The 22,650-nt window shown below is 62.2% G+C and carries 25 protein-coding genes and 1 pseudogene; 9 read left to right on the top strand and 17 right to left on the bottom strand.

Translation table 11 applies throughout. The annotated features are described in order from the left end of the window. Nucleotides 1-6: 6 nt before the first annotated feature. From CO671_RS27295 to CO671_RS27335, 9 genes are all read right to left on the bottom strand, one after another. Nucleotides 7-891, bottom strand: a complete 885-nt coding sequence (locus CO671_RS27295; protein ID WP_097608627.1) for an AraC family transcriptional regulator — start codon at nucleotides 889-891, stop codon at nucleotides 7-9. A 130-nt stretch (nucleotides 892-1,021) separates the two neighbouring features. Then, nucleotides 1,022-1,780, bottom strand: coding sequence for a fumarylacetoacetate hydrolase family protein (locus CO671_RS27300; RefSeq protein WP_097608559.1), 759 nt, complete (start codon nucleotides 1,778-1,780; stop codon nucleotides 1,022-1,024). A 91-nt stretch (nucleotides 1,781-1,871) separates the two neighbouring features. Further along, nucleotides 1,872-3,251 (bottom strand): FGGY-family carbohydrate kinase, encoded by a 1,380-nt coding sequence (locus CO671_RS27305; RefSeq protein WP_097608560.1) that lies wholly within the window; start codon nucleotides 3,249-3,251, stop codon nucleotides 1,872-1,874. Beyond that, nucleotides 3,248-3,568, bottom strand: a complete 321-nt coding sequence (rhaM, locus tag CO671_RS27310) for an L-rhamnose mutarotase (RefSeq protein ID WP_097608561.1) — start codon at nucleotides 3,566-3,568, stop codon at nucleotides 3,248-3,250. Before rhaM ends, CO671_RS27305 begins: the two co-directional genes overlap by 4 nt. After that, a complete protein-coding gene (locus CO671_RS27315) occupies nucleotides 3,565-4,575 on the bottom strand; it encodes an ABC transporter permease (protein WP_097608562.1) in 1,011 nt (336 codons plus the stop codon). Before CO671_RS27315 ends, rhaM begins: the two co-directional genes overlap by 4 nt. Next, complete coding sequence (locus tag CO671_RS27320) at nucleotides 4,572-5,573, bottom strand: ABC transporter permease (protein ID WP_097608563.1); 1,002 nt, start codon at nucleotides 5,571-5,573, stop codon at nucleotides 4,572-4,574. The genes CO671_RS27315 and CO671_RS27320 overlap by 4 nt, the downstream gene beginning before the upstream one ends. A 9-nt stretch (nucleotides 5,574-5,582) precedes the next feature. After that, nucleotides 5,583-7,079: a sugar ABC transporter ATP-binding protein gene (locus CO671_RS27325; protein WP_245425040.1), complete on the bottom strand. Its 1,497-nt coding sequence runs from the start codon at nucleotides 7,077-7,079 to the stop codon at nucleotides 5,583-5,585. 196 nt (nucleotides 7,080-7,275) lie between these two features. Beyond that, nucleotides 7,276-8,271 carry a rhamnose ABC transporter substrate-binding protein gene (gene rhaS / locus CO671_RS27330; protein WP_097582193.1) on the bottom strand — a complete coding sequence of 332 codons (996 nt, stop codon included), beginning with the start codon at nucleotides 8,269-8,271 and terminating at the stop codon, nucleotides 7,276-7,278. A gap of 46 nt (nucleotides 8,272-8,317) precedes the next feature. Then, the gene (locus CO671_RS27335; RefSeq protein ID WP_097608565.1) at nucleotides 8,318-9,130 is read right to left on the bottom strand and encodes a DeoR/GlpR family DNA-binding transcription regulator; all 813 of its coding nucleotides are present in this window, start codon (nucleotides 9,128-9,130) and stop codon (nucleotides 8,318-8,320) included. A 198-nt stretch (nucleotides 9,131-9,328) separates the two neighbouring features. Between CO671_RS27335 and CO671_RS27340 the strand changes: the two genes are divergently transcribed. After that, nucleotides 9,329-11,425 carry a bifunctional rhamnulose-1-phosphate aldolase/short-chain dehydrogenase gene (locus CO671_RS27340; protein WP_097608566.1) on the top strand — a complete coding sequence of 699 codons (2,097 nt, stop codon included), beginning with the start codon at nucleotides 9,329-9,331 and terminating at the stop codon, nucleotides 11,423-11,425. Here CO671_RS27340 and CO671_RS27345 read toward each other — a convergent pair whose 3' ends face one another. Further along, nucleotides 11,426-11,584, bottom strand: coding sequence for a YqaE/Pmp3 family membrane protein (locus CO671_RS27345; RefSeq protein WP_088689959.1), 159 nt, complete (start codon nucleotides 11,582-11,584; stop codon nucleotides 11,426-11,428). Nucleotides 11,585-11,663: 79 nt separating this feature from the next. Between CO671_RS27345 and rhaI the strand changes: the two genes are divergently transcribed. Then, the gene (gene rhaI / locus CO671_RS27350; RefSeq protein ID WP_097608567.1) at nucleotides 11,664-12,956 is read left to right on the top strand and encodes an L-rhamnose catabolism isomerase; all 1,293 of its coding nucleotides are present in this window, start codon (nucleotides 11,664-11,666) and stop codon (nucleotides 12,954-12,956) included. 65 nt (nucleotides 12,957-13,021) lie between these two features. Here rhaI and CO671_RS27355 read toward each other — a convergent pair whose 3' ends face one another. Then, the gene (locus CO671_RS27355) at nucleotides 13,022-13,480 is read right to left on the bottom strand and encodes a carboxymuconolactone decarboxylase family protein (protein ID WP_097608568.1); all 459 of its coding nucleotides are present in this window, start codon (nucleotides 13,478-13,480) and stop codon (nucleotides 13,022-13,024) included. 108 nt (nucleotides 13,481-13,588) lie between these two features. Between CO671_RS27355 and CO671_RS27360 the strand changes: the two genes are divergently transcribed. Together CO671_RS27360 and CO671_RS27365 are read left to right on the top strand one after the other, a co-directional pair. Next, nucleotides 13,589-14,455, top strand: a complete 867-nt coding sequence (locus CO671_RS27360; protein ID WP_097608569.1) for a sigma-70 family RNA polymerase sigma factor — start codon at nucleotides 13,589-13,591, stop codon at nucleotides 14,453-14,455. Between the two features lie 246 nt (nucleotides 14,456-14,701). Beyond that, entirely contained in the window at nucleotides 14,702-15,910 is a 1,209-nt protein-coding gene (locus tag CO671_RS27365) for an amidohydrolase/deacetylase family metallohydrolase (RefSeq protein ID WP_097608570.1), read from the top strand. 68 nt (nucleotides 15,911-15,978) lie between these two features. Here the strand turns inward: CO671_RS27365 and CO671_RS27370 are convergent, their stop codons facing one another. The 3 genes from CO671_RS27370 to CO671_RS27380 form a co-directional block, all read right to left on the bottom strand. Further along, complete coding sequence (locus CO671_RS27370) at nucleotides 15,979-16,227, bottom strand: plasmid stabilization protein (RefSeq protein ID WP_097608571.1); 249 nt, start codon at nucleotides 16,225-16,227, stop codon at nucleotides 15,979-15,981. A gap of 65 nt (nucleotides 16,228-16,292) precedes the next feature. After that, nucleotides 16,293-17,126 (bottom strand): IclR family transcriptional regulator, encoded by an 834-nt coding sequence (locus tag CO671_RS27375; protein ID WP_097608572.1) that lies wholly within the window; start codon nucleotides 17,124-17,126, stop codon nucleotides 16,293-16,295. A gap of 128 nt (nucleotides 17,127-17,254) precedes the next feature. After that, nucleotides 17,255-17,485 (bottom strand): hypothetical protein, encoded by a 231-nt coding sequence (locus CO671_RS27380; RefSeq protein ID WP_141514497.1) that lies wholly within the window; start codon nucleotides 17,483-17,485, stop codon nucleotides 17,255-17,257. Between the two features lie 433 nt (nucleotides 17,486-17,918). Between CO671_RS27380 and CO671_RS27385 the strand changes: the two genes are divergently transcribed. Both CO671_RS27385 and CO671_RS34300 read left to right on the top strand, forming a co-directional pair. Next, nucleotides 17,919-18,776, top strand: a complete 858-nt coding sequence (locus tag CO671_RS27385) for an SDR family oxidoreductase (RefSeq protein ID WP_097608628.1) — start codon at nucleotides 17,919-17,921, stop codon at nucleotides 18,774-18,776. After that, a pseudogene (locus CO671_RS34300) lies at nucleotides 18,776-18,899 on the top strand (transcriptional regulator); the annotation flags it as partial. The gene CO671_RS27385 and the pseudogene CO671_RS34300, both read left to right, overlap by 1 nt. A gap of 53 nt (nucleotides 18,900-18,952) precedes the next feature. Here CO671_RS34300 and CO671_RS27395 read toward each other — a convergent pair. Further along, nucleotides 18,953-19,168: a hypothetical protein gene (locus CO671_RS27395; protein ID WP_097588444.1), complete on the bottom strand. Its 216-nt coding sequence runs from the start codon at nucleotides 19,166-19,168 to the stop codon at nucleotides 18,953-18,955. Nucleotides 19,169-19,296: 128 nt separating this feature from the next. On the opposite strand from CO671_RS27395, the gene CO671_RS27400 reads away from it, so the two are divergent. Both CO671_RS27400 and CO671_RS27405 read left to right on the top strand, forming a co-directional pair. Next, complete coding sequence (locus CO671_RS27400) at nucleotides 19,297-19,917, top strand: TetR/AcrR family transcriptional regulator (RefSeq protein ID WP_097608574.1); 621 nt, start codon at nucleotides 19,297-19,299, stop codon at nucleotides 19,915-19,917. A 66-nt stretch (nucleotides 19,918-19,983) separates the two neighbouring features. Next, on the top strand, nucleotides 19,984-20,181 hold the full coding sequence (locus tag CO671_RS27405; RefSeq protein ID WP_010028403.1) for a hypothetical protein: 198 nt from the start codon (nucleotides 19,984-19,986) through the stop codon (nucleotides 20,179-20,181). Here the strand turns inward: CO671_RS27405 and CO671_RS27410 are convergent. Both CO671_RS27410 and CO671_RS27415 read right to left on the bottom strand, forming a co-directional pair. Continuing rightward, on the bottom strand, nucleotides 20,165-20,602 hold the full coding sequence (locus CO671_RS27410; RefSeq protein ID WP_097608575.1) for a DUF1810 domain-containing protein: 438 nt from the start codon (nucleotides 20,600-20,602) through the stop codon (nucleotides 20,165-20,167). The two genes, CO671_RS27405 and CO671_RS27410, sit on opposite strands and share 17 nt — an antisense overlap. Nucleotides 20,603-20,692: 90 nt before the next feature. Beyond that, nucleotides 20,693-20,971, bottom strand: a complete 279-nt coding sequence (locus CO671_RS27415) for a hypothetical protein (RefSeq protein ID WP_097582211.1) — start codon at nucleotides 20,969-20,971, stop codon at nucleotides 20,693-20,695. Nucleotides 20,972-21,242: 271 nt separating this feature from the next. Between CO671_RS27415 and CO671_RS27420 the strand changes: the two genes are divergently transcribed. Continuing rightward, nucleotides 21,243-22,613 (top strand): amidase, encoded by a 1,371-nt coding sequence (locus tag CO671_RS27420; RefSeq protein ID WP_097608576.1) that lies wholly within the window; start codon nucleotides 21,243-21,245, stop codon nucleotides 22,611-22,613. The last annotated feature ends 37 nt before the right edge of the window (nucleotides 22,614-22,650 follow it).

The raw sequence follows: 22,650 nt of genomic DNA on the forward strand, positions 1-22,650 counted from the left end.
TTGCAATTAGGCAAGCTGGGCCTTTTTCCAGCTGGCCGGCGTGCTGCCGACATGCTTGCGGAAGACGCGGGTGAAATGCGCCTGATCGGCAAAGCCGGTTTCGGCGGCGATCGCGGTCAAGGCATATTCGCTGTCGACGAGCAGCCGCTTGGCCCTGTCGAGCCGGGCATTGGTCTGCCACTGATGCGGTGCGATGCCGGTCGAAGCCTTGAAGGCATGGCTGAAATGCGATTGCGACAGGCCGGTCAGGCCGGCGAGTTCCTCGAGGCGGATGTTGCGCAGGCAGTTTTGCTCGATGAAGTCGGTGGCGCGGCGAAGCTGCCAGGAGGCGAGCTTGCTGCGTTTGCGCGGCACGGCCTTGGAAAGCTTCAGCACGTCGATGATCAGCGCCAGCGCGAGGCCGTCGCCATAGAGATCGTGCAGCGGCTCCGGATTGAGGCATTCGGCCGCGACCAGCTGCGCCAGCGCCAGCAGGCGCTCGTCGGAGAAGAGAAGCTGCGGGCTTCCGAGACGACGCGGGTCGATATCCTCCATCAGCCGGCGGCTGATCGTGTCGGCGTCGAAATGGACGTCGAGGTGGCGCACCGAATGCACGCCGGTGAGATCGGCCCAGACTTCCATGCCGGCCGGCACATAGGAGATCGGCCGCTTTTCCGCATCCTGGACGGCGCCCTCGGCCTTCGGCGACAGCTTGATGCGCGAATTGCCCGGTCCGCGTTTGTCGAGCATGATGAAGAGCCGCGGATCCCGCGAGACATAATAGCCGCCGGCATAAGCGGCGCATTCGACGTCCCAGACATCGGCGACGATGCCGTTCCATTGGCGGCGATGCACGCCGCCAATGACGGAGAAGCCCTGGATCTTGTTCTGCATCCGCGGTTGAAACGTCATTTCCATTTCCGCCTCCGGCCAAGCGGCCGGAGATAAACCTTCAATTAATACTCAAGTTTATTACAGCAGGCGGAACCGGATGACAATCACCGAATGAGGTCCAGATCCGGGAACGGCAAGCCGCGATCGATCAGGGCCTCGCCACCGCGAAACGGAGCTGGCTGTCGCCGAGGAGGATATCGATCTCGCCTGGCTCCGCCAGTTCGATCGCGCCGCTCAACGTGCCCGTGGTGATCAGCGCGCCTGCCTTCAGCGATGTTTCCGGGCGCAGGCCGTCATTGGCGTAATCGACGAGCCAAGTGAGAACGTCGCCCTTCGGATGCTGCGCCGGACCATCATAGATCGTGCGGCCGGCATGGGTGACCTTGAGCGGCGTACCGCCGGCGGTATCGACAGCGCTTTTGTCGAGCTTCGGGCCAAGCACATAGCCGCTATTGCCGAGGCGGTCTGATGTAAACAGCAGAAAGGAGATGCTGCCGCTTTCCCTGACGGCGCTGACCAGCAGCTCGGCGCCGAGATGGACGGCGGAGATCGCCTCGACCACTTCGGCGCGGCTATAGGCAGTGCCGGTGCGGATCGGCAGATCCTTGCCGAGGCGCACGGCGATCTCGGTTTCGATTTTCATGCCCGGATACCAGGGGATGCTCGCGCCCGAGGCGGCTTCGGCATAGGGATGCAGCGGACCGGTGACCGCCTGACCCTGCGGCGAGACCGTCACCTTCCAGGCATTGCTGGAAATGCCGTCGGCCGCAGTCAGGAAATTCTGCGCCTCCATCGCCTGATGCAGATCGGCCGGCAGCGTGAAAGTGCCGGTTTCCTCCTGTCGGCCGGCTTGGCGCAGGCTGTGCAGTCTGGCGGCAAGGGCGCGTGGATCGAATGCCTCTGTCATGCTGTCTCCTCGAGCTGATTTTCGAGGTGGCACACTAACGGCAGGGCAGCAATGAACAAGTGGCTCTTCGGCCGTTCTTGGGGGAAAGTCCTTATTCCATCGCCGCGTACCAGCGATCGCGATAGGCGGAAAGCCCGGCGATCTCGGCCGGCGGAACATGCGTCTCGGCGCCGGATACCGGCCGGATGCCGGTGAGAAGGGCGGCACCCTGGCTGGTGCCGGTCGAGCCGGGAAGAGCGAGGACCGCGCGGCCGGCAAGGGCGGCCAGCAGCTTCAGATAGGTCTCATTGAGCGCAAAAGGCCCTTCGACGATGATGGGGCCTTTGGCGCCGATCAATCCGAGGCAGGCATCGGTCATCAAAGCGAGATAGAGGCAGGCGGTGGCATAACGTTCCTCGCGGCTCGCCTCTTCAGCGCCGATCCAGCGGCTGGTCTCTCCGGGAAAAGGTCCGGAACCGGGAGCGATGTTGGGCAGCAGCATCATGCCCTTTTCGATGACGTGGCCGATCGCCGCCTGGGCCGCCTTTTCATCGACAGGGCCGATTTCGGCCGACAGGATTTCGAATTCCCGCCCGCCCATGAAACGCGAGGAGGGGACGGCCCGGCCATAGGCATCGACATTGGCGAGCGCATCGCGTTTGGCATCGAGGTGATCGAGATCGCCGCCGACGCCGAAATTGATCACCCAGGTGCCGGTGGAGACGACGGCGAAGGGGGCCTCGCGATGGACGAGATGCGGCAGCAGCGAGGCATTGGAATCGTGAATGCCGCAATAGACCGGCACGGGGGCTGCGAGCCCAAGCTTCGCGGCAATCCCCGGCAGCACCGGGCCGAGCGCATCGAAGGCGGAGCGGATCGGCGCCATCAGCGCGCGGATGCCGAGCCTGTCGACGAGCGAGGAATAGTCGCCGGTCTTCGGGTTCCAGAGGTCGGTGTGGCAGCCGAGCGAGGTCAGCTCGTTGGCGGCGACACCCGTCAGCCGCCCCGTCCAATATTGCGCATAGGTGAGGATGGTCGCGACCTCAGCGAACGCCTCGGGAAAGGCGGTTCTCTGGTAATGCAGCTGGGCGCCGACATTGAGGCCCATCGAAAGGCGCGGCGAGAAGGTCTCGTCGAAGGAGGGGCGCAAGGCCGTATAGGCATCGCGGATCGCTTGCGGATATTCGTGTTCGTAGTCGATCACAGGCATGGCGAGCTGACCGTGCCGATCGAGCAGCGCCGCGGCGGCGCCATGGGTCGTGATTGAAATGGCGTCGAAACCGGGTTCCCGCGCCAGCGTCTTCAGGGCATCAAGCGCGAAGGACCAGAGAGCCTCTATATCGTAATGCGGGTAGGGACCGGTCTTGATCGTAACGTTCGGCCGTTTCAGGACGGCGATCTCGGCGCCCGTCCCGCTGTCGAGAACGACGACCTTGGCATTGGTCTTGCCGATGTCGAGAACGGCGATGCGGCGATAGGAGCTGGCGGTCATGGCATATGGAAGAGGGTGACGAGGTCGCTTTGAACCGGCGAATTGTCCGGGTTCGTCGCCATGATATCGGCCATGTGCGCCCACCATTTCTTCATGACGGGATGTTCCGGCAGGCTCGCCATCGTATGGTCCTTCGGCCGCGTCAACACACCGAACAGCGTGTTGGTGTCGCGGTCGAGATGGATGGAATAGTCGCTGGCGCCGGACTGGTGCAGGAGATCGATCAGCTCCGGCCAGATCTCGTCATGCCGCTTGCGGTATTCGGCTTCCATGCCGGGGTTGAGCTGCATCTTGAAGGCGTGTTTTTCCAATGTCATCGGGAACTCATGAGCTTGATGCGGCGGGCGATGATCGGGATGGCGATGGTGATGATAAGCAGAAGGCCGATGAAGATCGACATGACGATGCCGGGCACATTCAACAGGCCGAGGCCGAAGGTGACGAGGCCCATGACGAAGGCGGCGATGACGACGCCGCCGATCCTGCCGGAGCCGCCGAGGATCGAAATGCCGCCGAGCACGACCATGGTGACCACCTCGAGTTCCCAGCCCTGGGCGATCGACGGCCGGGTCGAGCCGAGGCGCGAGGTCAGGCAGACGGCGGCGACACCGCTCATGATGCCGGTCAGCAGGAAGAGGATGAATTTGACGCGCTCGACCGGGATGCCGGAGAAGCGGGCAGCGAAATCATTGTTGCCGATCGCATAGACCTGCCGGCCGAAATTCGTCGCGTGCAGCAGGATGGCGAAGAGGATCGCCACGACGATGAAGAGCACGAATTCGAAGGAGAACACCCAGACGACATAACCCTGGCCGAAATAGGCGAAATCGGCGGGGTATTTGCCATAGGCCTGGTCGCCGAGCACGATATAGGAAATGCCGCGGAACAGGCTCATCGTGCCGATGGTGACGACGATCGACGGCAGTTTCAGCACCGAGACGAGCACGCCGTTGAAGATACCGCAGGCAAGGCCGGTGCCGATGCCGATCAGCACAAGACCGGGCGTGCCGATGCCGGCTTGAGCTGCCGCTCCCATCGCCGTCGAGGCGAGCGCGATGATGGCAGCAACCGAGAGGTCGATCTCGCCCGAGATGACGAGCAGCGCCATGGCGAAGGCAATCATCGCCTTTTCGGTGAAGTTGAAGGTCGCGTCCGAGAGGTTCCAGGCATCGAGGAAATAGGGCGAAGCCAGCGAATTGAAAATGAAGATCAGGACGGCGACGCCAAAGAGCAGCACTTCCCAGCTTGCGATGATGCGGCGGAAAGGCGTGCCGAGGCGGTCGGGGATGACCCGCTTTTCGGACGGCGTGGAAACGGCGCTCATGCTGCGGCCTCCGTTGTCGTATCGGCTGCGGCGCGGTCGCGCAGGATGATGCGGCCGCGGTTGCGCTCGCGCCGGGCGTTGAAGGCGACGGCGAGGATAATGACGGTGCCTGATATCGCCATTTGCGTGAAGGGTGAAATACCGATCACCGGCAGCGCATTCTTGATGACGCCGAGGAAGAGCGCGCCGAGGACCGTGCCGGCGACCGAGCCGACGCCGCCGGCAATCGAAATGCCGCCAATGACGCAGGCGGCGACGCTGTCGAGTTCGAAGCCGTTGGCGATATCGACATAGGCGACAGCATAACGCGACACCCAGAGATAGCTCGCGAGACCCGCCAAGGCACCCGAGAGGACGAAGGCTAGGAATTTCGTCCGGCCCGTATCGATGCCGGCATAGACCGCCGCGGTCGGATTGCCGCCGGTCGCATAGGCGGAGCGGCCGAACTGGCTGTAGCGCAGCAGCATGTACATCAGCGCGACGATGATGATCGCGACCCAGCTCAGCACCGGCAGGCCGAGGATCGGTGTGCGGGGGACGGCGAGGAAGGTCGGCGTCATCTGGTGCGCGTTGACCCAGGCGCCGCCCGAAAGCACGAAGGCCATGCCGCGATAGATGGTGAGCGTGCCGAGGGTGACGACGATCGGCGGGATTTCGAGACGCCAGACGAGGAGGCCGTTGATCGTGCCGAGCGCGGCACCGATGATGATCGCTGTAAGGATGAGCACGACGAGCGGCAGGCCCGGATATGCGGCGTTCATCATCGCGATCGCCATGCCTGACAAGGCGAGATTGGCGGCGACCGACAGGTCGATCGATTTCGTCAGGATCACCGTCATCTGCGCCAGCGCCAGGATGATCAGGATGGAGGTATCGTTGAAGATGCCGGCGAGATTGTCCGGCGTGGCGAAATCGGCTGCTCGCGTCGAGAAGATCGCGATCATCACGACGATGATGAGGAACAGCAGGGTTTCGCGTTTTCTGATCAGTCTTGCCATGCTTTTACCTCATGCATTGCCGGTGGCGGCGCGCACCAGCGCTTCCGGCGACAGATCGGCGCGTTCGAAAATTCCGGCCGACAGGCCTTCCTTCATGACGAGGACACGGTCCGACATGCCGATGATCTCTGGCAGTTCCGACGAGACCATGATGATCGACAGGCCCTCGGCGGCGAGTTCGCTGATGAAGCCGTGCACGGCCGCCTTCGAGCCGATGTCGATGCCCTTGGTCGGCTCGTCCAGGATGATGACCTTCGGCGCCGTCGCCAGCCACTTGCCGATGACGACCTTCTGCTGATTGCCGCCCGACAGCGTGCCGACCGGCACGGACAAGGCGGCAGCGCGCAGATCCAGCCGCTCTGCATATTTGCGGGCGAGGGCAAATTCGTTCGCGGCCCGGAGAAAGCCGTGGCGCGAAGTGCGGGCGAGGGAAGGAAGCGTCATGTTCTGGAAGATCGGCATCGGCAGCGCCAGGCCATGACGGCCGCGCTCCTCCGGCACGTAGACGATGCCGGCGCGGATCGCATCCTGCGGCGAATGAATGGTGACCTCGCGCCCCTCGAGCACCATTTTGCCGGAGAGCGGCTTGGTGATGCCGAAAAGGGACTGGGACAGTTCCGAGCGGCCGGCGCCGATGAGGCCGTACACGCCGAGAATCTCACCCTTGCGCAGCGTAAAGGAAATGTCGCGGAATTCGGTGCGGTGGCTGTAGTTGCGGATATCCAGCACCGGGCCACCGATGGCAACATCGATCTTCGGAAAGACGTTCTCGACGTCGCGGCCGACCATCATGCGGACGATCTCGTCCTGCGGCGTGTCCTTGAGCTGCCCCTGGCCGACGGCGCGACCGTCGCGGAAGACGACGAAATCGTCGGCGATCTCATAAAGCTCGTCGAACTTGTGGCTGATGAAGAGGATCGCCTTGCCCTGGTCCTTCAGGCCCCGGACGATGCGGAACAGATCGTCGATCTCCTTGCGGGAAAGGGCGGCGGTCGGTTCGTCCATGATGACGATGCGGGCCTCGATCGACAGCGCGCGGGCAATCGCCACCAGGTGACGCTGCGCAATGGAGAGGTCCTTCAGCCGGATGGTCGGATCGATATTGCTTTCGAGCGCGGTCAGCAGCGTCTTCGAGCGGCTGTTCATCGCCTGCCAGTCGATGGTGCGCAGGCGCGTGCGCGGCGCATGGCCGAGGAAGATGTTTTCGGCAACCGTCAGCTCGTCGAAAAGCACTGTTTCCTGATGGATGGCGGTGACCCCGGCATCGATCGCAGCCTGGGCGCTGGCAAAACTCGTCGGCCGGCCGTCGACCAGGATCTCGCCTTCGTTCGGCCGGTAGATGCCGGTCAGGATCTTGACGAGCGTCGATTTGCCGGCGCCGTTTTCGCCGATCAGTGCGGTCACTGTGCCGGGATGAAGGGCGATGCTGACATTGTCGAGCGCCTTCACGCCGGGAAAGATCTGGGAGATGCCGCGCATTTCCAGAATGGCGGGCGCGTCTGGCATGGGGCTTGTTTCGTGCTTTTGCGTTGCGGCGTGCATCATTCGTTTCACCTTGAAAACCCCTCCCCAACCCCTCCCCACAAGGGGGAGGGGCTTGACCCACCGCGATGCCGAGGCTCGCGATGGGCGGGGGCGTTGCTTCAGATTATCTCCCCCCTTGTGGGGGAGATGGCCGGCAGGCCAGAAGGGGTCTTAACGATCAGAAGACCTTGGAGAACTGGTCGATGTTCGAAGCATTGTAGACGAAGGGATCGGCCATGGCGGCTTCGCCGTTGTCGCCGACCTTGATCTTGCCCATGCGGCCGGCATTGATCTCGCTGCCCGGCTTGCCGTCGGTCTCGCCCTTGACGAGGCGATAGGCGATCTGGGTTGCGGAATAGCCGAGATCGATCGGGTTCCAGATGGCGAATTCCTTCGTGGCGCCCGACTTGATGGCGCCGGCCATTTCGGACGGCAGGCCGAGACCGGTGACGTAGACCTTGCCGACAAGGCCCTTGTCTTCGACGACCTTGGAAGCGGCGAGAACGCCGACCGTCGTCGGAGCAACGATGACCTTGACGTTCGGGTTCGACTTCAGGAGGCCTTCGGCTTCACGATAGGACTTGTCCGAGAGGTCGTCGCCGTAAACCGTGGTGACGAGGTTGAGGCCCGGGAAATCCTTGAGCTGCTTCTTCATCTGGTCGATCCAGATGTTCTGGTTGGTCGAGGTGGTCGTTGCCGACAGGATGGCGAAGTCACCCTTGCCGCCTTCCAGATGATCCTTGGCGAGCGTCAGGCACATCTTGCCGATCAGCTCGTTGGACGAGGGGTTGAGCTGCAGGATGCGGCCTTCCGGTGCGACGCCGGAATCCCAGGAGATGACCTTGATGCCGCGCTGGGTCGCCTTCTTCAGCGCCGGAACGAGCGCGTCCGGATCGTTGGCCGAAACGGCGATGGCGTCGACGCCCTGGGCGATCAGCGAGTTGATGACTTCGATCTGGCCTTCGGCCGTCGTCGACGTCGGACCTGTGTAGATGACCTCGACGCCGCCGAGTTCCTTGGCGGCTTCCTGGGCGCCCTTGTTGGCGGCGTCGAAGAAGCCGTTGCCGAGCGACTTCACGACGAGGCCGATCTTGATGTCCGCGGCGGTTGCCGTACCGGCCATCATGGCGACGGCGAGCGCGACGCCGAGCGCAAGTGTCTTTGCGAGTTTCATGTGCTTTCCTCCCTTAAAGATTAGACTTCCACACCTCGGCGGCGCCTCATGCGACCGACGAGGAATCCTCCCTCACAGCCTGGGTCACCGGGCTTGCGACAGCGAGCCGGACGCCGGCATTCTCGACCATGCGCGCCGCCTCTTCCGAAATCCCGTCATCGGTGATGACCACGGAAACGCGGTCGAGCGCGCAGAGAATGAGGCTCGACCGGCGATTGAACTTGCTCGAATCGACCATGACGACGAGTTCGTCGGCTTGGTGCATCAGCTTCTGCTCGCTCTGGATGATGAGGGCATCCGCCTCCATGATGCCGAGCGGGCCGACGCCCTGGGCGCCGATGAACATGCGCCGCGCATAAAAATTGCGGATCGCGTCATTGTCGAAAGGCGACAGGATCAGGCTCTGCTCGCGATAGATCGCGCCGCCCGGCACCGTCACCGTGTTTTTGGAATGCTTCACCAGATGTTCGGCGATGGCGAAAGAGTTGGTCATGACCTGCAGACGATGGCCGGCCATATAATGCACCATCTGGAAGGTCGTCGTGCCGCCATTGATGATGATGGCGTCGCCGGCTTCGCAGAGATCGACGGCGGCGCGTGCAATTGCGCGCTTTTTATCGATGTTGACTGATTCTGAAACCCGGAAGGGTCGGCCGGCAAGATTGCCGAGCTGCGGCGGGTGCACGGCTTCCGCACCACCGCGGACCCGGCGGATCTTGCCCTGCACATGAAGAGCCGCAATATCGCGCCGGATGGTCGCTTCGGAAGCTTCCGTAAGCTCGGAGATGTCCTGGATCGTAACGACGGACTTTTCCTGAACGGCGCTTAAGATGATGCGATGGCGTTCGCGTTCGTGCATTGGGCTCCTCCTCTTGTCATATTTATTTCGTATCCGTTAAAGGCTGTCAATCACAAACGATCATAAATTTTCATATTGCGATGCAGCATAATCGATTTTGATCGTTTTCGATTGACAAGCGCACTTTTGATGCGCGATACCGTGAGCGAAAGGGCGTGCTGATTGCGGCCCCCGACAAGCCTGATATGGGAGGATGATATGGCGGCGAACGTCCGGCTTCTGGAAAACCGGTGGGATGATGGTTACGCGGCGGGCCTCGACGAGCCCGGCAAGCTGCTCTATCGCTCCAATCTGCTCGGCGCCGACAAGCGCATCACCAATTACGGCGGCGGCAACACCTCGGCGAAGGTGATGGAAACCGATCCGCTTGATGGCGGCAAGGTCAAGGTGCTTTGGGTCAAGGGCTCGGGCGGCGACGTCGGCACGATCAAGCTCGATGGTTTCGCCACGCTCTACCAGGACAAGCTGGAATCGCTGAAATCCATCTATAAGGGTGTCGAGGACGAAGACCGCATGGTCGGCTTCCTGCCGCATTGCACCTTCAACCTCAACGGCCGCGCCGCCTCGATCGACACGCCGCTGCACGGTTTCGTGCCTTTCACCCATGTCGATCACATGCATCCCGATGCGATCATCGCCATTGCCGCGTCGAAGAATTCGAAAGAATTGACGCAGCAGATCTTCGGCAACGAGATCGGCTGGCTGCCCTGGCGCCGTCCGGGCTTCCAGCTCGGCCTCGATCTCGAAGCCTTCGTCAAGGCCAACCCGAACGCCAAAGGCGTCGTGCTCGAAAGCCACGGCCTCTTCACCTGGGCGAATGATGCCAAGGCCTGCTACGAGCTGACGCTCGAGATCATCAACAAGGCGATCGTCTGGTTTGCCGAAAAGACCGAAGGCAAGACGATTTTCGGCGGCGCGGTCACGCAGAGCCTGCCGGTTGCCGAACGCCGCGCCATCGCCGCCCGGCTGATGCCGGAGATTCGCGGCCGCATCGGCAAGCAGGAGCGCAAGCTCGGTCATTTCGATGATCAGGACGCAGTGCTCGAATTCGTCAATTCCAGGGATCTACGCCCGCTCGGCGCGCTCGGCACCAGCTGCCCGGATCATTTCCTGCGCACCAAGATCCGCCCGCTGATCGTCGATTTCGATCCCGCCAAGCCGGATGTCGACGCGATCATTGCCGGTCTCGACCAGGCGCTGGAAGATTACCGCGCCGACTACGCCCGCTATTACAACGACTGCAAGCATGACAATTCGCCCGCCATGCGCGACGCCAATCCGGTGATTTTCCTCGTTCCCGGCGTCGGCATGCTGTCCTTTGCCCGCGACAAGGCGACATCACGCATCGCCAGCGAATTCTACGTCAACGCCATCAACGTCATGCGCGGCGCCTCGACGGTCTCTGAATATCAGGGCCTGCCGGAGCAGGAAGCCTTCGATATCGAATACTGGCTGCTCGAAGAGGCGAAGCTGCAGCGCATGCCGAAGCCGAAGAGCCTGGCCGGCCGGGTGGCCTTCGTCACCGGCGGCGCCGGCGGCATCGGCCGGGCGACGGCCGCGCGCCTCGTCGGCGAGGGCGCCTGCGTGGTGCTTGCCGATATCGATCAGGCGGCGCTCGAATCGACCGAAGCCGATTTCGTGAAGAAATATGGCGCCGATGCCGTGCGTACCGTGAAGCTCGACGTTACCAAGGAAGACGCCGTTATCGCCTCCTTCGCCGAGTCCTGCGTCGAATTCGGCGGCATCGATATTCTCATTTCGAATGCCGGTATCGCCTCCTCGGCGCCGATCGAAACGACCGAGCTGTCGACGTGGAACCGCAACATCGACATTCTGGCGACCGGTTACTTCCTCGTCTCGCGTGAGGCCTTCCGGCTGTTCCGCCGGCAGGCGCTCGGCGGCAACGTCGTCTTCATTGCCTCGAAGAACGGGCTCGCCGCTTCGCCGAATGCGTCCGCCTATTGCACGGCGAAGGCCGCCGAGATCCATCTCGCCCGCTGCCTGGCGCTGGAAGGCGCGGATGCCGGCATCCGCGTCAACACCGTCAATCCGGATGCGGTCCTGCGCGGCTCCAAGATCTGGAGCGGCGAGTGGCGCGAACAGCGTGCGGCCTCCTCGAAGATCGAAGTGGACGACCTGGAGGAGCATTACCGCAAGCGTTCCATGCTGAAGCTCAACGTGTTCCCGGAAGACATCGCCGAAGCGGTTTACTTCCTGGCATCCGATCTCTCGGCCAAGTCGACCGGGAACATCATCAACGTCGATGCCGGCAACGTGCAGAGTTTTACGCGCTAACTATTTTCGGAGGATCACCCATATCGCGTGGATGATCCCCGGCACATAGCCGCAAAGCGTCAGCAATATGTTGAGCCAGAAATGCAGGCCGATCCCGACCTGCAGGAATACGCCAAGGGGCGGCAGGATGATCGCAAGAAGAATGCGGACGATGTCCATCGTAGCTCCTGAGTTTTGAAGACATACAAGCGTTAGAACGCAAACCACGGTTCTGTGGTTCGCGACGTGGGAGGAAACAATGGCTGAATTCAGGATTGCGCCGGATCTGGTCGCGAGCGAAAATGAAAAGCGGGTGGCGGCACTGAAAGCCGATTACGGCGCATTGGGTGCGACGCTCGATCGGCGCGGCGTCGATATCGAAGCAATCACCCGCAAGGTTGCGGAATTTTTTGTCGCCGTTCCGTCCTGGGGTGTCGGCACCGGCGGCACGCGCTTTGCGCGTTTTCCCGGAACCGGCGAGCCGCGTGGCATCTTCGACAAGCTCGACGATTGCGCCGTCATCAACCAGCTGACGCAGGCGACGCCGAACGTCTCGCTGCATATTCCCTGGGACAAGGCGGATGCACGGGAATTGAAGGCCAAGGGCGATGCGCTCGGCCTCGGCTTCGACGCAATGAATTCGAACACTTTTTCCGATGCGCCGGGACAGGCCCATTCCTACAAATACGGTTCGCTCAGCCATACGGATGCGGCAACGCGGGCGCAGGCGGTCGAGCACAATCTCGAATGCATCGAGATCGGCAAGGCGATCGGCTCGAAGGCGCTGACGGTGTGGATCGGCGACGGCTCGAACTTCCCCGGCCAGAGCAATTTCACCAAGGCGTTCGAGCGTTACCTCGCCTCGATGGCTGACATTTACAAGGCGCTGCCGGACGACTGGAAGCTCTTCACCGAGCACAAAATGTACGAGCCGGCCTTTTATTCGACGATCGTGCAGGACTGGGGCACCAACTACCTGATCGCCCAGACGCTCGGCCCGAAGGCCCATTGCCTCGTCGATCTCGGCCATCATGCACCGAACACCAATATCGAAATGATCGTCGCCCGCCTGATCCAGTTCGGCAAGCTCGGCGGCTTCCACTTCAACGATTCGAAATATGGTGATGACGATCTCGACGCCGGCGCGATCGATCCCTACCGGCTGTTCCTCGTTTTCAACGAGCTGGTCGATGCCGAACAGCGCGGCGTCAACGACTTCAACCCGGCCCATATGATCGACCAATCGCACAATGTCACCGATCCGATCGAGAGCCTGATCAACAGCGCCAACGAAATCCGCCGCGCCTATGCGCAGGCGCTGATCGTCGACCGCAAGGCGCTCGAGGGTTACCAGCAGGACAATGACGCGCTGATGGCGTCGGAAACGCTGAAGCGTGCCTATCGCGCCGATGTCGAGCCGATCCTCGCCGAAGCCCGGCGCCGGGCCGGCGGCGCCATCGACCCGATCGCCGCCTACCGCGCCAGCGGCTACCGCAACAAGGTGGCGGCCGAGCGTCCGGCTTCCGTTGCCGGCGGCGGCGGTATCATCTGAATTGCAAAGCTGAAAATAAAAGGATGGCCGGCAGCGCGGATGACGCGCTGCCGGGTCATTGCCGTTTACGGCTTCCAGGCGCCGGCGATCTGGCGGGTGGCGATGTTCAGCCGGTTCCAGACATTGATGTTGGCGATGGCGATGACGAGGGCCGCAAGGCTCCTGCCGTCGTAATGCCGGGTCGCCTCGTCCCAGATCTCGTCGGGCACTGGATCGGCGCGGTCGCTGGTGCGCGTCACCGCCTCGGTCAGCGCGAGGGCCGCCCGCTCGGCATCGCTGAAATAGGGCGTGTCGCGCCAGGCGCTGACGGCAAAGAGCCGCTCATCGGTCTCGCCGAGCTTCTTTGCGATCCTGGGATGCCCGTCGATGCAAACGCTGCAGCCATTGATCTGGCTGGCGCGCAGATTGACGAGTTCGAGCAGCTTCGCTGAAAGGCCGGCCTCCGCCGGCACTTTGCCGAGCGCCGTCAGCGCCTGCATGGCCGCGGGAAGGACGAGGGCGGGATTTCCCATTCTCTCCTGCATGATATGTCTCCTTGCTGTGTTTGCTCTTCGACGATCCGCCGGCACTGTCACACCGGCCAGGTTTCATTCGTCATGGCCTTGACGCAACGCAGCGGAGGAATGTGACACATGGACGAGAAAAAATGGCTGGCCGATGAATTCGAGGCGAACCGGGGGCATCTCAGGGCTGCGGCCTATCGGATGCTCGGTTCGCGCAGCGAGGCGGAGGATGCCGTTCAGGAGGCCTGGCTGCGGCTGAGCCGCACCGATGCGACCGGGATCGGCAATCTCGGCGGTTGGCTGACGACGGTCGTGGCGCGCATCTGCCTCGACATGCTGCGCGCCCGCAGGAGCCGGCGCGAGGAGCCGCTGGAGATGCCTGGGCATGCGGCGGTCGCCGATCCGGGCGGGGACCCCGAACGCGACGCAGCCTTCGCCGATTCCGTCGGTCTGGCGCTGCTCGTGGTGCTGCAGACGCTGGCGCCTGCCGAACGTGTCGCCTTCGTGCTGCACGACATGTTCGATCTGCCGTTCGACGAGATCGCGCCGATCATCGGCCGTTCCTCCGCCGCCACCCGGCAGCTCGCAAGCCGCGCCCGCCGCCGCGTCCAGGGCATGGACGAAGCGCCGGATGTCGATCTTGGCCGCAAGCGGGCGATCGCCGAGGCCTTTCTGACGGCGTCCCGCAACAGCGATCTTGAGGCGCTGCTTGCAGTGCTTGCCCCCGACGTCGTCTTCCGGCCGGATGCGACGGCCGCCCGATACGGTATCGGCGCCATGCGCGGCGCGACCGACGTCGCTGCGGCCTTCAAGGGCCGGGCGCAGGCGGCGGAAATGGCCATCGTCGACGGCGAGCTCGGCTTTGTCGTGCACATTGACGGCCAGATCCGCGTCGCGGTGACGCTGACGATCGACGAGAACAGCATCGTCGCGATCGATGCCGTCGCCGACCCGGATCAGTTGGAGCGGCTCGACTTTTCGATCCTGCGGGATTGAACAAAACGCGGTTCTTTGAAACCCGCGCGCTTCGGAAGAGGCGCGCCACGTCCGATTGCTGACCGCGAGCGGGGCGTCATTTTTCTTGACAGCGATGCCTCCGGCTTTATTCTATTATAAGGCCTCATGTATCATAATTATGTAATTGCCGCGATGTGATGCAGATGGCGCCGTCTCCCACCCTCCCCATTTGCCTCTCATCGTGACCTGCAGACAGGTTTCGAGACCTCGAAAGGAAAGCATATCATGTCCGGCGACCAGGCGAAGAAGCCGCTTCTCCTCACCAATGTCAAACCGGTGGCTTTCGGTGCCGGCGCAGGCGAGGGGGTGATCGACATTCTCGTCGATGCCGAAGGCAGGATCACCGAGATCGGGCCGTCGCTCGCGGTCTCCCCGGATGTCACCCGCATCGACGGCAAGGGTGCCTTCGTCTCGCCCGGCTGGATCGACCTGCATGTGCATATCTGGCATGGCGGCACCGACATTTCGATCCGTCCCTCCGAATGCGGTCTCGGGCGCGGTGTGACGACGCTTGTCGATGCCGGATCGGCCGGCGAGGCGAATTTCCACGGTTTCCGCGAATATATCATCGAGCCCTCGCGCGAGCGCATCAGGGCCTTCCTGAACCTCGGCTCGATCGGCCTTGTCGCCTGCAACCGTGTCGCCGAACTCAGGGATATCAGAGATATCGACCTCGACCGCATCCTCGAAGTCTATGCCGAAAACAGCGAACACATCGTCGGCATCAAGGTGCGCGCCAGCCATGTCATCACCGGCTCCTGGGGTGCGACCCCCGTCAAGCTCGGCAAGAAGATCGCCAAGATCCTCAAAGTGCCGATGATGGTGCATGTCGGCGAGCCGCCGGCGCTCTACGATGAAGTGCTGGAGATTCTCGGCCCGGGCGACGTCGTCACCCACTGCTTCAACGGCAAGGCCGGTTCGAGCATCATGGAGGACGAGGATCTCTTCAGTCTCGCCGAGCGCTGCGCTTCGGAGGGCATCCGCCTCGACATCGGCCATGGCGGCGCCTCCTTCTCCTTCAAGGTCGCCGAGGCGGCGATCGCCCGCGGGCTGCTGCCGTTTTCGATCTCGACCGATCTGCACGGCCATTCGATGAATTTTCCGGTCTGGGACCTGGCGACGACGATGTCGAAGCTGCTCAGCGTCGGCATGCCCTTCGGCAAGGTGGTGGAGGCCGTCACCCATGCGCCGGCATCCGTCATCAAGCTGCCGATGCAGAACCGGCTTTCCGTCGGCGCGCAGGCGGAATTCACCATTTTCGATCTCGTCGATTCCGAGCTCGAAGCGACGGATTCCAATGGCGATGTGTCGGTTCTCAACAAGCTGTTCGAGCCGCGTTACGCGGTAATCGGCGCCGATGCCTTCGCCGCCAGCCGCTATGTGCCGCGGGCGCGTAAGCTGGTGCGTCACAGCCACGGGTATTCCTACCGGTAGGATCTACTCTGCGGGGCTCGGTTTGATCGACAGTAAGTCCCTGCGGCCCCAAAGGGGCTGGTGGACGATCATTCAAACTTCAACGGCTCCGCCGGTGCCCGTCGCTGGCTAACCACAGTGAAATCATCATTGGTCAGCCCGGACTGCCGACCGCGCTCAGCCAGCGCATCCCCCATGCGGATGCGCTGCTCGGGCTTCACCACATTTTCCAGGATTTCACGAACTTCCGCTTCGGTACTGCGGCCGTTCATCGCCGCGCGCAGACGCAAGGCACGATGCATTTCATCGGGCACATTTCGAACTGTCAGAACGACCATATTTGAACTCCTTCAGACGCGGGACAACATAGCGCCCACGCCGTCAGATCTCGAGGTATAGGTGCTCAGCGGTTGCGCCAGCCCATCAGCTTTTCGATCCGTTCCGCCGCATTGCGCACATGCGCGGTATAGTGGTTCTCGTCGGAGAAGGCTTTCTGCTCCGGCAGCACGATGGAAATGGTGGCGACGCAGTGGCCGTCGCGGTCGCAGATCGGCGAGGCGATGCAGGCAACCGCATAATCCGATTCCCCTGCCTGGATCGACAGGCGGGCCTCAAAGGCCTTGGCGGCGGCTTCCGACAGCGTACCCGGATCGATCTCGGCGCGGCCGGTTGGGGACGAGCGGGCGCAGCGCTTGAAGAGCTCGATGCGCTCCTGCTCCGGCAGATGGCCGACGAGCAGGCGGCCGGACGCCGTCCAGTTCAGCGGCACCCGGGTGCCGACGCGCGATGCCACCTGGAAGTGGCTCGGGCCATCGGCCATGGCAAGCACCAGCATATAATCGCCGTCGCGGCCGCAGACCTGCACGGTTTCGCCGGCCTGGCGGCAGAGGTCGTGCATCTCGTGGGTGGCGATGCTCATGAAGTCCAGCGACCGGGCATAGGCGAGGCCATAGTGATAAAGCCGCGCACCGAGCCAGATCGAACCATCAGCCTGACGTGTCAGCATGTTCTTCTCGACCAGATCGTCGACGATGACGTAAACGGTCGACAGCGGCGCCTTCACCGCCTTGGCGATGGCATAGACGCCGGCCGGCGATCCCGTCTCATAGAGATGATCGATCACCTGAAGCGCCCGGTCGATGCCGCTGACGCGCGCGCGGCGCGCACCCTTGCCGGCGGCTTCGTCGGCATGGCCCTCATCTTCGGAGTAAACTGCGGGTGATGTCTTTCCGTCCAATTCATGCACCTCGTTAACACTGCGATTATGTTACATTACTATGGCATAGCGGTCGCTGTGGCAAATCGCAACATCTTGTAGGTTGATCGTTCGGGCGGGTGCGCCAGCGATGGAAGCCCTAGGGAAACTCAAGGATTATTCTTCAGCCACCGCCATCCCCGCAGCCCACTGATCATAAGAAGACTCGTCAGCACTTGCATCAGCGACATTGTTAGAAATGCCGCAGTCATTTCAGGTTCGTATCCGTTTCGCACGAACATCCAGGCCCACAAAACCCTACCCAAGGCATGCAGCAAAACCATCGCAACCGAAAATGGCAACAACCCCAGCTTGCCGCTGCGTATGCGCAGGCCCGTCAAGATTAACAAAGCTCCGACGAGATTTCGATGCCAGAGCGCAAATCAAAAATTTGGGATTCTAAATAGGGGCCCAGAACATAGGAAATGCCCAGCAGAAAAGTGGGTAACCCGGCCATTCTGGTCACATAAATAGCGCTCTCTCTGTCCCTGACACGTGGCCATAAGCCATGAGGCTGCACTGATCCGTCAGTTGTCATTTCGGTGTCTCATTGGGTGATGCGTGTAATTCCTCGCCATTACAACCATGCTTGAGGTCTGTCGAGGAGGATTCTGAATTCGGGCGCGATGGCGCTCGAAATCGGACGCCGTCCCGATGGCGACGAGAACTGATGTCTCGACGTGAGGTCATTTGAATCCGAAAACGATGCAGTCGTAATCCCGCTTGGAACAACAAGCCGCAGCCTGAGTTTGACCCCGAACCCAGGAGGTCATGATGACGAATTATCCGACACCGCCTTTCCCGTCCCAGAAACAGCCCATGCCCGGTTTTACCGCACAGATGGATCCCGTTCCCGATCATGGCGAGAAAAGCTATCGCGGTTCCGACCGGTTGAAGGGTAAGCGGGCGATCATCACCGGCGGCGATAGCGGCATCGGCCGGGCGGTGGCGATCGCCTATGCCAGGGAGGGCGCCGACTTGGTGATTTCCTACCTGGACGAGGATGAGGATGCCGACGAGACGAAGCGGCTCGTCGAACAGGCCGGACGCAAGGCCGTGCTCGTCAGCGGCGATATCCAGGATCCGGCTCATTGCCGGCAGATCGTCGACACGGCGGTCAAGGAGCTCGGCGGTATCGACATTCTCGTCAACAATGCCGCGCATCAGGCAAGCTTCAAGAGCATCGACGAGATCAGCGACGAGGAGTGGGAACTGACCTTCAAGGTCAACATCCACGCGATGTTCTACCTGACCAAGGCTGCCGTCCCCCATATGAAGCCCGGCAGCGCCATCATCAATACGGCCTCGATCAACTCCGACAGTCCGAATCCGACATTGCTCGCCTATGCGACGACCAAGGGGGCGATCCAGAATTTCACCGCCGGCCTCGCCCAGCTGCTGGCCGAGAAAGGCATTCGCGCCAACGCCGTGGCGCCGGGGCCGATCTGGACGCCGCTCATTCCCTCAACGCTTCCTGAGGAAAGCGTCAGCAATTTCGGCAAGCAGGTGCCGATGAAACGGCCGGGCCAGCCGGCCGAGCTCGCAACAGCCTACGTGATGCTGGCCGATCCTTTGTCCAGCTATGTCTCCGGCACGACAATCGCGGTCACCGGCGGCAAGCCGATCCTGTGATGCAGGTCGGACGGAATTGGCGGTTCCGGGCTCGATCCGGCGGCGACATCGGCAGTGGCGGCGACGCTCAGGGCGCTTTCCGGCCACTACGACCAAGCAGCAAGGGCCGCCGCCTCTTTATGACGACAGCCCTTGTCGGGGGCAGGGAGAGATCCCCCGGTATTCAGAAAGTTGTTTCAGCCGAAGCAGGGCATCGCCGGCAGGTTGGCGCGGCTTGCGAGTGCTCCGATCATTTTGCCGACCGGCGTCGGGCGCGGTTCGCGGTTGCCGGCGGCCGTCTCCAGGAGTTGCTTGAAATCTTCAAGCTTCACGCCGTCGGCGCGCAATACCATGGCGATCAGGGGGTCGCGGAGGGCTTCGGATATCGTCAGGTCGTCTCTGGTCTTTCTCATGGCTTGTCCTCCTTTCGTGGGCGGTCGCCCGTGTTCCACTTTGCGCCGCCAAGCCCTCGGCATTGACTTTGGCGGTCTGTGGTGTTACCGGTAAGTAACAATACAGTTGTTACCGATCGGTCACATTGATGTCAAGGACTTCGTCCGCAAAAAAATCAGAAACTTCGAGTGAAATCTCCGCCGTTCTAGAAGATCGCATCCCTCCGCGGGAGCGCATCGTCTCGACCGCCTCGGAGCTTTTCCGCGAACACGGCATTCGCGGCATCGGCGTCGATGCCATCGCCGATGCGGCATCGACCAACAAGATGACGCTTTACCGGCATTTCGGCTCGAAGGACGAGCTCGTCTGCGAGACGCTGCGCCGCGCCTCCGAAAAGGCGGATGCCATCTGGCGGGATCTGGAGGCGGCCCATCCCGGCGATCCCGGCGCCCAGCTGGACGCCTGGGTCGAGATGCGGGCGCAGTGTCTGAACGGCGAGCCCGCCGGCTGCGATCTCGCCAATGCCGCCATAGAACTCAAGGGCGAGGGCCATCCTGCCCACGAGATGATCGAGAGGCACAAGGCCGAACAGCGCGATCGTCTGGCTGCGCTCTGTTCCGCAGCCGGTGCGCGCGAACCTCAACTTCTTGCCGATACGCTGACGCTGCTGCTCGAAGGCGCGCGCGTCAGCCGCCAGGCGATGGGTGCTGCCAGCTGTTGTGGTCATTTCGCCAAGGCCTGCAGGGCGGCGATCGCCTCTTTCACCTGACCCTCCGGGGAACCTTACCGCCTCCATGCCGTTTTTCCATCACCGGAAGGCGATGTGGAGGCAGAGATGAACTACGTCTATCTCAAGCGCCTATATGCCAAACGCGCCGAGCTTGAAGCCAAGCTGGAGCTTCACGATGCGCGCTATTGTTTCGGCGAGGAAGAGGTCGATGACGGCACCGACAGCGATCTGCGTCAGCGATTGAGCGAGGTCTCCGACGAGATCGCCGCCCTGGAGAACAGAGCGGCTACTCCCTGGCGCTGAGGATCTCCATCGTCCGCTCGTCGAATTGTCCGTCATAAAAACGCGCGATCGCCCGGTGGAAGGGCGAGCCGTGATCGCTGATCGCAGCAAACAGCGTCATCGATGAGCGCAGCTTGAAGTCATCGGGCGAGCCGAGGATGTCGTGCGCCGATCGGCCCTCGACCGATAAAATCGCCTCGACGCAGCGCAGCAGCCGGCCTGAAAGAATGGGGTGGGCGAGATAGGCGGCGGCTTCCTCGGCCGAACGGATCGCATATTTTTCCGCCATCGCCGACGTGCCGAGACCTGATATCTGCGGGAAGATGAACCACATCCAGTGGGACGTCTTGCGCCCGGCCTGCAGCTCGGAGAGCGCCTGTTGGTAGATGCCGTTCTGGGCTTCGACGAAACGGTCGAGGTTAAAGTCGATATCACCGGCCATGGTTCTTTCCCTTTTCCTGCTGTCTTTGCAGCCTGGGCCAAGGGGCTCCATGCCCGGCGAACTTATCTGCCCGGCGAAGGGGCCGGGCTGTCAGCAGACCCTTTCAGCGTAGGGGCTGCTGTCGCGGCAATGGCCGTAAGCCGGATGATGCGGCGGATTATCGCCGGCGGGGGCGGCAATAGCCGATGTCGTCATCGGATCGGTATTGCCGGAAGAATATGCGGCAAAACCCGCAAAGCTCAAGACAAGCAATGCGCCGACAATGACAACGCGCTCAAAGCCCGACAGTTTCTGGGCACTGACATGTTCCGCATAATCGCGCTCACCGGCGCCGGCCGTTTCGTCCTCTTTCACGTGGACGGTCACCATATCCCGGTGACGGCTTAAAGTTTCACAATCTGTCATTCTAATTACTCCTGCAACACATGCAGAGTCGCGTCCCGAGGGTAAACCCTCACCCTCGTGCCGAATCCTACTCCAAATGCGAGCATCATGTGTGTCTTCAATCGCGGCAATTGAAGGGGCGATCTGCAAACGCAGTGTTCAAAAAATCGAACTAATGCATGCAAAATATCGTGAAGCTCTGGCTCATCGAAATGATCCGCGGTAATCCGGAGGGATATTTCGTCTGGATGGTCCCATGAGCAAATCCTTCGGCGCCATGTCGGTCGCCCAGCTTTCCGTCCTCATTCAGGGCGGCGCAGCCGATCCGGTCGATGTGGCCGAGGCCGTCTTCGACGCCATCGCGAATTACGCCGACAAGGCCGTCTTCACCATGCTGCTTGAAGACCGGGCGATGGAAGAAGCGCGCGCGTCTTCCGAACGGCTGCGGCAAGGGCGCTCGCTCGGACTGCTGGACGGTATTCCGATCGCCTGGAAAGATCTTTTCGACATCGAAGGCCGGACGACGACAGCGGGTTCGCGCGTCCTGGCAGGGGATGCGCCGGCCGAGCGGGATGCGGCCGTCGTCGCTTTGCTGAGGAATGCCGGCATGATCGCCATCGGCTGCACCAATATGAGCGAGTTCGCCTTCTCCGGCCTCGGCATCAATCCGCATTACGGCACGCCGGTCAATCCGCGAAGCGCCGACCGCCCGCGCATCCCCGGCGGCTCCTCCTCCGGCGCCGGTGTGGCCGTCGCCGCTGGACTGGTCCCGGTCGCGATGGGCACGGATACCGGCGGGTCGGTGCGTATTCCCGCCGCCCTCAACGGCATCGTCGGCTACAAGGCGACACGCGGCCGCCATGCCATGGACGGTGTCTATCCGCTGGCGAAAAGCCTGGATTCGTTGGGACCGCTCTGCCGCACCGTCAAGGATGCGGTCTGGATCGATGCGGCGATGTGCGGCCTGACGGCGCCAGATGTCGCTGAGCGTTCCTTGCAGGGGCTGGAATTGCTCGTGCCTGAAAACATCGTCTTCGATGGGGCCGAACCGGGTGTCGTCGTCGCCTTCGAGGCAGCCCTGGAGCGCCTTCAACGGGCAGGTGTCCGGATTTCACGCATCACTATCCCCGCTTTCGATGGGATCATCGATCTGCTGACGACGTACGGCCCGCTGGTGACTGCGCAAGCCTATGCCCTTCATCAGGACCGGCTGGCGGGGCCGGAAGCGGACCGCATGGATCATCGCGTCGTCATGCGCACCCGCTTGGGAGCGAGGACGACGGCGCCGCATTACATGGCCCTTCTCGAAGCCCGCCGCCGCCTCATTGCCGATGTCGACCGCTTCGTCGGCGACCGCCTGATCGCCTTTCCGACCGTCGCCCATGTGGCGCCGCCGATCGCGCCGCTGGAACAGGATGACGAGCTCTTCTTCGCCACGAACAACAAGACGTTGCGCAATACGATGTTCGGCAATTTTCTCGACTGGTGCGGTGTGTCGGTGCCTTGCGGCACGGGCGAGGCGGGCATGCCCGTCGGCCTGCTGCTTTCGGCCACCGCCCGTCGCGACGAGGCATTGCTGGGAACGGCGCTTGCCGCGGAGGCAGTCATCCGCGGCGATTTTGACTGAGTTCGCGATTGATTTCGATTTTGTGCCACTGACTGGC

It is taken from the genome of Rhizobium sp. M10 (assembly GCF_002531955.1).
GTDB lineage: Bacteria > Pseudomonadota > Alphaproteobacteria > Rhizobiales > Rhizobiaceae > Rhizobium > Rhizobium etli_C.

Bases quoted from the DNA above. Each gene is read 5' to 3' on its own strand.
- CO671_RS27295 (WP_097608627.1), bottom strand. From the start codon at position 891: ATGACGTTTCAACCGCGGATGCAGAACAAGATCCAGGGCTTCTCCGTC.
- CO671_RS27300 (WP_097608559.1), bottom strand. From the start codon at position 1,780: ATGACAGAGGCATTCGATCCACGCGCCCTTGCCGCCAGACTGCACAGC.
- CO671_RS27305 (WP_097608560.1), bottom strand. From the start codon at position 3,251: ATGACCGCCAGCTCCTATCGCCGCATCGCCGTTCTCGACATCGGCAAG.
- rhaM (WP_097608561.1), bottom strand. From the start codon at position 3,568: ATGACATTGGAAAAACACGCCTTCAAGATGCAGCTCAACCCCGGCATG.
- CO671_RS27315 (WP_097608562.1), bottom strand. From the start codon at position 4,575: ATGAGCGCCGTTTCCACGCCGTCCGAAAAGCGGGTCATCCCCGACCGC.
- CO671_RS27320 (WP_097608563.1), bottom strand. From the start codon at position 5,573: ATGGCAAGACTGATCAGAAAACGCGAAACCCTGCTGTTCCTCATCATC.
- CO671_RS27325 (WP_245425040.1), bottom strand. From the start codon at position 7,079: ATGCCAGACGCGCCCGCCATTCTGGAAATGCGCGGCATCTCCCAGATC.
- rhaS (WP_097582193.1), bottom strand. From the start codon at position 8,271: ATGAAACTCGCAAAGACACTTGCGCTCGGCGTCGCGCTCGCCGTCGCC.
- CO671_RS27335 (WP_097608565.1), bottom strand. From the start codon at position 9,130: ATGCACGAACGCGAACGCCATCGCATCATCTTAAGCGCCGTTCAGGAA.
- CO671_RS27340 (WP_097608566.1), top strand. From the start codon at position 9,329: ATGGCGGCGAACGTCCGGCTTCTGGAAAACCGGTGGGATGATGGTTAC.
- CO671_RS27345 (WP_088689959.1), bottom strand. From the start codon at position 11,584: ATGGACATCGTCCGCATTCTTCTTGCGATCATCCTGCCGCCCCTTGGC.
- rhaI (WP_097608567.1), top strand. From the start codon at position 11,664: ATGGCTGAATTCAGGATTGCGCCGGATCTGGTCGCGAGCGAAAATGAA.
- CO671_RS27355 (WP_097608568.1), bottom strand. From the start codon at position 13,480: ATGCAGGAGAGAATGGGAAATCCCGCCCTCGTCCTTCCCGCGGCCATG.
- CO671_RS27360 (WP_097608569.1), top strand. From the start codon at position 13,589: ATGGACGAGAAAAAATGGCTGGCCGATGAATTCGAGGCGAACCGGGGG.
- CO671_RS27365 (WP_097608570.1), top strand. From the start codon at position 14,702: ATGTCCGGCGACCAGGCGAAGAAGCCGCTTCTCCTCACCAATGTCAAA.
- CO671_RS27370 (WP_097608571.1), bottom strand. From the start codon at position 16,227: ATGGTCGTTCTGACAGTTCGAAATGTGCCCGATGAAATGCATCGTGCC.
- CO671_RS27385 (WP_097608628.1), top strand. From the start codon at position 17,919: ATGACGAATTATCCGACACCGCCTTTCCCGTCCCAGAAACAGCCCATG.
- CO671_RS27395 (WP_097588444.1), bottom strand. From the start codon at position 19,168: ATGAGAAAGACCAGAGACGACCTGACGATATCCGAAGCCCTCCGCGAC.
- CO671_RS27400 (WP_097608574.1), top strand. From the start codon at position 19,297: ATGTCAAGGACTTCGTCCGCAAAAAAATCAGAAACTTCGAGTGAAATC.
- CO671_RS27405 (WP_010028403.1), top strand. From the start codon at position 19,984: ATGAACTACGTCTATCTCAAGCGCCTATATGCCAAACGCGCCGAGCTT.
- CO671_RS27410 (WP_097608575.1), bottom strand. From the start codon at position 20,602: ATGGCCGGTGATATCGACTTTAACCTCGACCGTTTCGTCGAAGCCCAG.
- CO671_RS27415 (WP_097582211.1), bottom strand. From the start codon at position 20,971: ATGGTGACCGTCCACGTGAAAGAGGACGAAACGGCCGGCGCCGGTGAG.
- CO671_RS27420 (WP_097608576.1), top strand. From the start codon at position 21,243: ATGAGCAAATCCTTCGGCGCCATGTCGGTCGCCCAGCTTTCCGTCCTC.